Source organism: Streptomyces sp. ISL-11 (assembly GCF_018614525.1).
GTDB lineage: Bacteria > Actinomycetota > Actinomycetes > Streptomycetales > Streptomycetaceae > Streptomyces.
On sequence record NZ_JAGGOL010000193.1, the window covers coordinates 1,646 to 10,606 of the forward strand.

General features: G+C 72.4%; 8 protein-coding genes. 6 read left to right on the top strand and 2 right to left on the bottom strand.

Annotated features, from left to right (window positions below; all coding sequences use genetic code 11):
* Positions 1 to 226: 226 nt before the first annotated feature.
* Complete coding sequence (locus tag J7E86_RS29210; protein WP_251019849.1) at positions 227 to 961, bottom strand: hypothetical protein; 735 nt, start codon at positions 959 to 961, stop codon at positions 227 to 229.
* Positions 962 to 1,347: 386 nt separating this feature from the next.
* Here J7E86_RS29210 and purN point away from each other — a divergent pair, with 386 nt between their 5' ends.
* Together purN and purH are read left to right on the top strand one after the other, a co-directional pair.
* Positions 1,348 to 1,971, top strand: coding sequence for a phosphoribosylglycinamide formyltransferase (purN, locus tag J7E86_RS29215; RefSeq protein WP_308312769.1), 624 nt, complete (start codon positions 1,348 to 1,350; stop codon positions 1,969 to 1,971).
* Positions 1,972 to 2,027: 56 nt separating this feature from the next.
* Positions 2,028 to 3,572: a bifunctional phosphoribosylaminoimidazolecarboxamide formyltransferase/IMP cyclohydrolase gene (gene purH, locus J7E86_RS29220; protein ID WP_215085831.1), complete on the top strand. Its 1,545-nt coding sequence runs from the start codon at positions 2,028 to 2,030 to the stop codon at positions 3,570 to 3,572.
* Positions 3,573 to 3,787: 215 nt separating this feature from the next.
* Here purH and J7E86_RS29225 read toward each other — a convergent pair whose 3' ends face one another.
* Entirely contained in the window at positions 3,788 to 4,429 is a 642-nt protein-coding gene (locus J7E86_RS29225; protein ID WP_215085826.1) for an RDD family protein, read from the bottom strand.
* 202 nt (positions 4,430 to 4,631) lie between these two features.
* Between J7E86_RS29225 and J7E86_RS29230 the strand changes: the two genes are divergently transcribed.
* From J7E86_RS29230 to J7E86_RS29245, 4 genes are all read left to right on the top strand, one after another.
* Positions 4,632 to 5,501 carry a bifunctional methylenetetrahydrofolate dehydrogenase/methenyltetrahydrofolate cyclohydrolase gene (locus tag J7E86_RS29230; RefSeq protein ID WP_215085827.1) on the top strand — a complete coding sequence of 290 codons (870 nt, stop codon included), beginning with the start codon at positions 4,632 to 4,634 and terminating at the stop codon, positions 5,499 to 5,501.
* Positions 5,491 to 5,898: a DUF3017 domain-containing protein gene (locus tag J7E86_RS29235; protein WP_215085828.1), complete on the top strand. Its 408-nt coding sequence runs from the start codon at positions 5,491 to 5,493 to the stop codon at positions 5,896 to 5,898. The genes J7E86_RS29230 and J7E86_RS29235 overlap by 11 nt, the downstream gene beginning before the upstream one ends.
* A gap of 297 nt (positions 5,899 to 6,195) precedes the next feature.
* Positions 6,196 to 7,416 carry an NADP-dependent isocitrate dehydrogenase gene (locus J7E86_RS29240; RefSeq protein WP_215085829.1) on the top strand — a complete coding sequence of 407 codons (1,221 nt, stop codon included), beginning with the start codon at positions 6,196 to 6,198 and terminating at the stop codon, positions 7,414 to 7,416.
* Between the two features lie 475 nt (positions 7,417 to 7,891).
* A partial coding sequence (locus J7E86_RS29245) for an XRE family transcriptional regulator (protein WP_215085830.1) occupies positions 7,892 to 8,961 on the top strand: 1,070 nt, incomplete at its 3' end.

The following is an 8,961-nucleotide window of genomic DNA, read 5'->3' on the forward strand; positions in this document are numbered from 1 at the left end:
TCCCCGGCGGCGGTGACCGACGCGCGTCCGTGGTCGTGCCGGCTCGGAGGCGTGGCGCCGCCTCCCCCGCGTCAGCCGATCGCGCGGCCGCGGCCGTCCGCCGACGTTGCGGGCCGGGGAGGACCCCGGCGGCAGCCGGTCACGCGGCAGCCGGCCCGGCCTTCGGCTGCCCGGCCGCCGGGCCGGAAACCCGGCGCCGGCCCGGCCCCGCCTCCGCCCCGAAACCTCAGTCCCGCGTCCCCAGCAGCGGTCGCAGCTGCTTCGGCAAGTGCTTCTCGCACGCCTGCTGGGACGTCTGGGTGAGGGCGTCGTCGACGCAGGTGTAGTAGTCGCTGTAGACGATCTGGAAGATGAACGTCGCCGCGACGATGGCCAGCGCCAGGCCGCCCGTCACCAGGCCGCTGACCGCCGCCGTCGTCTGCGGCTTGAACGCGCCCGGCGCGGGCGGCGGGGGTGCGGGGACGTCCGGGTCCTGCCGTGGCGGCTTGGCCTTGGCGCGCAGGGAGCTGATGCCCCAGTAGAGGGAGAGCGCGCCGAGCAGCAGTGCGACCTGGGGAATGCTGAAAAGGGCGAAGAAGAAGCCCCACATGCCCGCGAGCAGGGCGTAGCGGGCGCGTCGCTGGGCCGGGTCGGTGGGGTCCCAGCGGAGGCCGCCGCCTCCGCCCTGGCCGTTGCCGGAGGGCTGGCGGGGGCCGCCGGGGCCGCCGCCGAAACCGCCGTCGTGCCGGCCGGGCTGCCGGCTGCTCCACTGGCTGCCCCACGCCGGGGGCCGCTGCCCATCGCCGTCGTCGGACCCGTCCTCGGATCCGCCGGAATCGTCGCCCTCACCGCCGCCGGACCGCTCGCGCGGCTGCCAGGGCCGGTCGGGCCGGCCCTCCGGCGGTGGGGCGAAGGGGTTGTCCCGCTGCTCGTCCGAGGACGGCGGGGACGGGCGTTCGTGCGACATGCGGGCGATCCCCATCACTGCCCTCCGGCGGACTCGGCGGGCAACGGCAGGTGGTGAGCCGCGTGGCGGCGTCGGTCCGGCATGTGGAGTGTGTCTTCCCCTTGTGTCGTCGTCCTGCACGTCGTGTCGTCGTCCCGCACGTCACCCATGTGCCGTGCCCGTCATGACGTACCGCACACCGAACGTACGGCGTCGCGCCCGGATTCCCCGCGCTCGGCCCGCGCTTTCCGTGCGCTGCTTCCAGACGCTACCTTCCGCGGCCGCCCCCGTCCCGTGGGGGCCGTTCGGTGTGCCGGTATCGTTGCTGCCGGTCGGCGGCTTCGTAGAGTCCCCCGTATCCGGGGACCCGTCCGTCTCGTACGACCATACAAACCGCATCACCCGCGAGAAAGGGCCCCACCGTGGCCTCCCCGCCCCCCGCCCGCCTCGTCGTGCTGGTCTCCGGCTCGGGCACCAACCTCCAGGCCCTGCTCGACGCGATCGCCGCCGACCCGGCCGGCTACGGAGCCGAGATCGTGGCCGTGGGCGCCGACCGCGAGGACATCGCCGGTCTGGAGCGCGCCGGGCGCGCCGGCCTGCCGACGTTCGTCCGCCGGGTGAAGGACTTCGACAGCAGGGACGCCTGGGACCGGGCGCTGACCGAGGCGACGGCCGCGTACGAGCCCGACCTCGTCGTCTCGGCCGGCTTCATGAAGATCCTCGGCAAGGCGTTCCTGGACCGCTTCGGCGGCCGGGTGGTCAATACGCACCCCGCCCTGCTGCCCAGCTTTCCCGGTGCCCACGGCGTGCGCGACGCGCTCGCGTACGGCGCGAAGGTCACTGGGTGCACCGTCCACTTCGTCGACGCCGGCGTCGACACCGGCCCGATCATCGCGCAGGGCGTGGTCGAGGTCCGGGACGAGGACGACGAATCCGCGTTGCATGAGCGGATCAAGGAAGTCGAGCGAGCGCTGCTCGTCGATGTCGTGGGGCGTCTGGCCCGCAACGGCTACCGCATAGAGGGACGAAAGGTAAGAATCCCGTGAGCGTCGAAGCTACGACCGCCGAAGGCACGACCCCGGAAGGTACGGCCGCCGAGGGAGTGAAGCGGCCGATCCGGCGCGCGCTGGTCAGCGTCTACGACAAGACGGGGCTGGAGGAGCTGGCCCGCGGTCTGCACGCGGCGGGCGTCCAGCTCGTGTCGACCGGTTCGACGGCCGGCCGGATCGCGGGCGCGGGCGTCCCCGTGACCAAGGTCGAGGAGCTGACGGGCTTCCCCGAGTGCCTGGACGGGCGGGTGAAGACCCTGCACCCCCGCGTGCACGCCGGCATCCTCGCCGACCTGCGCCTGGAGTCCCACCGTGAGCAGCTCGCCGAGCTCGGCGTGGAGCCGTTCGACCTGGTGATCGTCAACCTCTACCCGTTCGGCGAGACCGTCGCGTCGGGCGCCTCGCCCGACGCGTGCGTCGAGCAGATCGACATCGGCGGCCCCTCGATGGTCCGCGCCGCCGCCAAGAACCACCCCTCGGTCGCCGTGATCGTCAATCCCGCCCGTTACGACGACGTGCTGAAGGCCGCCGCCGACGGCGGCTTCGACCTCGCCGCCCGCAAGCGGCTGGCCGCCGAGGCGTTCCGCCACACGGCCGCGTACGACGTGGCGGTGGCCAACTGGTTCGCCGGTGACTACGCGGGCGACGGCGAGGCCTTCCCCGCCTTCACGGGCGTCACCTACGAGCGCAAGAACGTGCTGCGCTACGGCGAGAACCCGCACCAGGGCGCCGCCCTCTACACCGGCGGCCACGGCGGCCTGGCCGAGGCCGAGCAACTGCACGGCAAGGAGATGTCCTACAACAACTACACGGACACCGAGGCCGCGCGCCGCGCCGCGTACGACCACGCCGAGCCCTGTGTAACGATCATCAAGCACGCCAACCCGTGCGGCATCGCGGTCGGCACGGACGTCGCCGACGCGCACCGCAGGGCCCACGCCTGCGACCCGCTGTCGGCCTTCGGCGGCGTCATCGCCGTCAACCGGCCGGTGTCCGCCGCGATGGCCGAGCAGGTCGCGGAGATCTTCACCGAGGTGATCGTCGCGCCGGACTACGAGGACGGCGCCGTGGAGATCCTGGCGCGCAAGAAGAACATCCGCGTGCTGCGCTGCCCGGAGGCCCCGCAGTCGCCGGTCGAGTTCCGGCCGATCGACGGCGGCGGTCTGGCGCAGGTCAAGGACGTGCTCCAGGCCGAGGGCGACGACCCGGCGCACTGGACGCTGGCGACCGGCGAGGCGCTGTCCGGCGACGAGCTGGCCGATCTGGCCTTCGCGTGGCGGGCCTGCCGCGCGGTGAAGTCCAACGCCATCCTGCTGGCCAAGGACGGGGCGACCGTCGGCGTCGGCATGGGCCAGGTCAACCGCGTCGACTCCGCGAAGCTGGCCGTCCAGCGCGCGGGCGAGGAGCGGGCCCGGGGCTCGTACGCCGCCTCCGACGCCTTCTTCCCCTTCCCGGACGGGCTGGAGGTGCTGACCGCCGCCGGCGTCAAGGCCGTGGTCCAGCCGGGTGGTTCGGTCCGTGACGAGCAGGTCGTGGAGGCCGCGAAGGCGGCGGGCGTGACGATGTACTTCACGGGCACGCGCCACTTCTTCCACTGACACCGGCCGTACGCGGCTGACGCCTGCCCTTACGGCTGACATCGGTCGTACGCGACGCAGGCGCCGGCCGTACGCGGCCGACATCGGCCGTACGCGGCTGACGCCGACCCCTACGCGGCGCGGACACCGCGCCCCCCCCGCGCACGAAAGCCGCGCCCCGGAACCCCGGGGCGCGGCGTCGTCATGCGCCGGGCGGACCCGCCCGGCGCGTCGGTTCAGCGCGTACGGATGACGACCGTGCCGACCATCTTGTCGGCGAACGTCTGCTTCTTGTCGTCCCACAGCGGCCACAGGTAGCCGAGGTTGAAGCAGATGCTGTCGACGAAGTGGGCGAGGTTGCGGACGAAGGCCATGCCGAAGCCGGTCGGCTGCCCGTCGCGCTCGCGCACCACGCTGATGTTCATCATCTTCTTGCCGGGCGTCTGGCCGGTCTTGCCCTGGCGGTGGATCAGCCACATGCCGAGCGCGAAGCCCAGGATGCCGCCGATCACGATCAGCGCCATGCCGCCGCCGATCGCGCCGCTGGACGGCTCGCAGGTGGTGGTGCTGCCGTAGGGGTAGTTGTCGTCGTCCGCGCAGTCCAGGAACGACATGACCACCATTCCGATGCCGGCGACCATGCAGACGATCGGGATCAGGCCCACGATGAGGCTGTCCAGCAGCGTCGCGGCCACCCGGGACCACCAGCCCGCCAGCGGCGGCGGCTGCATGGCGTAACCCTGCGGCGCGCCCTGCGGGTAGCCGTAACCGGCGCCCGGCTGCGGGGGGACCTGGCCGTAGGGCTGACCGTACGGCTGCGCCGGCGGCTGCTGCGGGTACTGCTGGTACTGGGGAGGCTGCTGGGGCGGGTAGGTCACCTGGTGATCCTTCGAGCGGTCTGCGCGGTTGGGGACAGCCGGACCGTGTGGGAGAAGGACACATGCGCAATCGCGGCCGCCCGGCCCCCGACAGTCGCGGCAACGCCGATCATCGTGACATACGGCACCGTCGGCCCCCTACGGCCCCGGTGGGCCGTGACCTGACTGGAATGAGTGCCACCCCATCCGCGAGGATGGGGGCATGACCGCCCAGATTCTCGATGGCAAGGCCACCGCAGCCGCGATCAAGTCCGAACTCACCACCCGCGTGGAGGCGCTGAAGGCCCGGGGCGTCACGCCCGGCCTCGGTACCCTCCTCGTCGGCGACGACCCCGGCAGCAAGTGGTACGTGGCCGGAAAGCACCGTGACTGCGCCCAGGTCGGCATCGCGTCGATCCAGCGCGAACTGCCCGCCACCGCCACCCAGGAGGAGATCGAGGCGGTCGTCCGCGAGCTGAACGACAACCCCGACTGCACCGGTTACATCGTCCAGCTCCCGCTCCCCAAGGGCATCGACACCAACCGCGTCCTGGAGCTGATGGACCCGGCCAAGGACGCCGACGGCCTGCACCCGACCAACCTCGGCCGCCTCGTGCTCAACGAGACCGGCCCGCTGCCCTGCACCCCGCACGGCATCGTCGAACTGCTGCGCCGCCACGACGTGGAGATCAACGGCGCGCACGTCGTGGTCGTCGGCCGCGGCATCACCGTCGGCCGCTCGATCGGCCTGCTGCTGACCCGCAAGTCGGAGAACGCCACGGTCACCCTCTGCCACACCGGCACCCGTGACCTCTCCGCCCAGCTGCGCCAGGCCGACATCGTGGTGGCCGCCGCGGGCGTGCCGCACCTGATCAAGCCCGAGGACCTCAAGCCGGGCGTGGCCGTGCTGGACGTCGGCGTCAGCCGCGACGAGAACGGCAAGATCGTCGGGGATGTGCACCCGGGCGCCGCCGAGGTCGCCGGCTGGGTCGCCCCCAACCCGGGCGGCGTCGGCCCGATGACGCGCGCGCTGCTGCTCGTCAACGTCGTGGAGGCCGCCGAGCGCGCCGCCGGAATCGGCAATGCGGGCTGAGCCGGCGCCCGGCTCCGGGAAGCCCCGCCGCTTCCAGCTCACCCGGGACACCGCCCGCCCCGAGGGGGGCGGGCGCGCCGCGCCCGGCGACGCGCCGGCCCCCGCCCGGCAGTGGCCGCTGCTGGCCGTGCTCGGGGTGACGGGCGCCGGGCTGCTGGTGGTCGCCCTGGACGCGTTCCGGGTCGGGACGCTGCTGATCGCCGTGGCGATGATCGGGGGTGCCGTGCTGCGCTGGGCGCTGCCGTCCGTGGGCATGTTGGCCGTGCGCTCGCGCTTCACCGACATGATCACGTACGGCGGGCTGGGGCTGGCGATCCTGCTGCTGTCCCTGATGGCCCAGCCGCATCCCTGGCTGAAGATCCCGTTCCTGGAGGACATCCTCCACTTCACGGTGTAGCGGCTTCACGGTGTAGCGGCTTCACGGTGCAGTGGCGGAGCCGCGCGGCTCGCACGACGGCTCGTGGCGGGCGGCTCGCGGGAGGCGGCTCGTACGGCGGCAGGCGGGCGGCGGTCACGGGCGACGGCCACCCGCGAGCGGTTCACGGATGACGGGCCGGAAATCCGGCCCGTCCGGCGATTGAGGACCGCCCTGACGGGTCCCCTCTGAGTACGTTGATGGCGAGATATCCAGGGTCGGCCGTTATCGCGGTGATATCGCCGGTCCCGCCGCCGCGTGAGAGGGACGCTCCGCCTCATGGCCAAGATCAAGGTAGTCGGCCCCGTCGTCGAGCTCGACGGCGACGAGATGACCCGCATCATCTGGTCCTTCATCAAGGACAAGCTGATCCTTCCGTACCTCGACATCGAGCTGAAGTACTTCGACCTGGGCATCGAGAACCGCGACGCGACCAGCGACCAGGTGACCGTCGACGCCGCCCACGCCATCAAGGAGTACGGCGTCGGGGTGAAGTGCGCGACGATCACGCCGGACGAGGCGCGGGTCGAGGAGTTCAACCTCAAGGCGATGTACCGCTCGCCGAACGGCACCATCCGCAACATCCTCGGCGGAGTCATCTTCCGCGAGCCGATCATCATGGCGAACGTGCCCCGGCTGGTCCCGGGCTGGACCAAGCCGATCGTCGTCGGTCGTCACGCCTTCGGCGACCAGTACCGCGCCACCGACCTCAAGGTCCCCGGCGCGGGCACGCTCACGATGACCTTCACCCCGAAGGACGGCTCCGACCCGATCGAGCTGGAGGTCCACGACTTCCCCGGGCCCGGTGTCGCGCTGGCGATGTACAACCACGACGAGTCGATCCGCGACTTCGCCCGCGCCTCGTTCCGCTACGCCCTGGCCCGCGCGTACCCGGTGTACATGTCCACCAAGAACACGATCCTCAAGAAGTACGACGGCCGCTTCAAGGACCTCTTCCAGGAGGTCTTCGACGCCGAGTTCCGGGGCGACTTCGAGGCCAAGGGCCTCACCTACGAGCACCGTCTGATCGACGACATGGTCGCGGCGGCGCTGAAGTGGGAGGGCGGCTACGTCTGGGCCTGCAAGAACTACGACGGCGACGTGCAGTCCGACATCGTCGCGCAGGGCTTCGGCTCCCTCGGCCTGATGACCTCGGTCCTGATGTCCCCCGACGGCAGGACCGTCGAGGCGGAGGCCGCGCACGGCACGGTGACCCGCCACTACCGGCACCACCAGCAGGGCAAGGCGACCTCGACCAACCCGATCGCCTCGATCTTCGCCTGGACGCGCGGCCTGGCCCACCGGGGCAAGCTCGACGGCACGCCCGAGGTCATCAGGTTCGCCGAGACGCTGGAGCGGGTGTGCGTCGAGACCGTCGAGGGCGGTCAGATGACCAAGGACCTCGCGCTGCTGATCTCCAAGGACGCCCCATGGCTGACGACGGAGCAATTCCTGGACGCGCTGGACGAGAACCTCAGAAAGAAGATGGCCGCGGCCTGATCTCACCCCCACGGGTGAACCGGACGCTGGATTCGAGGCGTGAATTCGACGCGCGGATCCCCGTGTTGAGCGGCGGAGACGGCCCACATCCGCCCCTGGCCGGGAGGGGTGGGCCGCCTCCGCCTTCCGGTGAGCGGCCACGGCGGCCCGTCCACCACCCCCGTGGGAGGACGAGCCGCCGTCCGTTAATGAGGATCATGAGCCCGGCCATCCGGATCAAGATCAACGGCGGTCCTGTGGCCTGGGGGTGACAGTTCCGGTACGAGGTGCCCGTCTCGTACCAGTGGTGCGCCGGATGTGACAAGAGCGCACACCGATGCTCCTGTTTGCGCCAAATGCCACCCTGCGCCCCCCCTTGGGGAACTGTCATGCTGATGCGCGGCATCCCCGTGGGTAGCCAGCACGGAAGGCTCGGAGGGGCGCCGTGGCGACACGGCACGCATCGGCGTACGTATCGGGGGACAGGGGGAGGGCAATGCCTCGCTGGAGGGCGCTACCGGAGGAACTCGATCCACAGGTCGGCGAGTTCACCGAACAGCTCCGCAGACTCGTCGAGCGCAGCGGACTGAGCATCGGTGCCGTCGCGGACCGCACCGGATACAGCAAGACGTCGTGGGAGCGCTATCTGAACGGCCGGCTGCTGCCGCCGCGCGGGGCCGCGGAGGCCCTGGCCGAGGCGACGGGCACGGACGTCGGACACCTGAGCACCATGTGGGAGCTGGCCGAGCGGGCCTGGAGTCGCTCGGAGCTGCGGCACGACGTGACGATGGAGGCGATGCGGGTCGCCCGGGCGCGCGCCGCGCTGGGGGAGTTCGGACCGCCGCCGCCGGCCCGGGCCGCGACTCCGGCCCGGGAGGCGGGCGGCGGGCCGGTGTCCGAGCTGCTGTGCCGCGAGACGCCGCCCCAGGCCCCGGGCGGCCCGGACCGCCCGGAAGTACGGACGGCCCTGGCCGACCCGGGACCGGCGCCCCGCAAGCCCGCCGTGCCGCGCTCGCCCCAGCCGCCCGACTACCGCGCGAACGCCATCCCCGCCACCGGGTCGCCGCGGCGCCGCACGACCCTGTTCGTCACCGGGCTGCTGGGCGCCGTGCTCGTCGTCGTGGCCGCGATACTGCTGCTGGGCCTGGACCTGGGCGACGGCGGCACGGACGAGGACACCGCGGCGCCCGCCGGTCCGAGCGCGAGTGCGCAGGGGCTGCCCGCCGGGGTGAAGTGCGTGGGCGCGGACTGCGCCGGCAAGGACCCGGAGGCCATGGGCTGCGGCGGCGCGCGGGCCACGACGGCCGGTTCGGTGACGGTCGGCACGTCGTACGTCGAGGTGCGTTACAGCGCCGTGTGCCGGACGGCCTGGGGCCGGATCACCCGCGCCGCCACGGGTGACGCCGTGCGGATAAGCGCACCGGCCGAGGGCTCGGTGCCGGCCCGCACCGAGTCCGGCCGCGTCGGCCGGGACGCCGACGGCTACACGCCCATGGTGGCGGTGGCCGCGCCCGGCCGGGCGACGGCCTGCGCGACGCTCGCGGCGGGGCCGCAGGGGTGCACGCC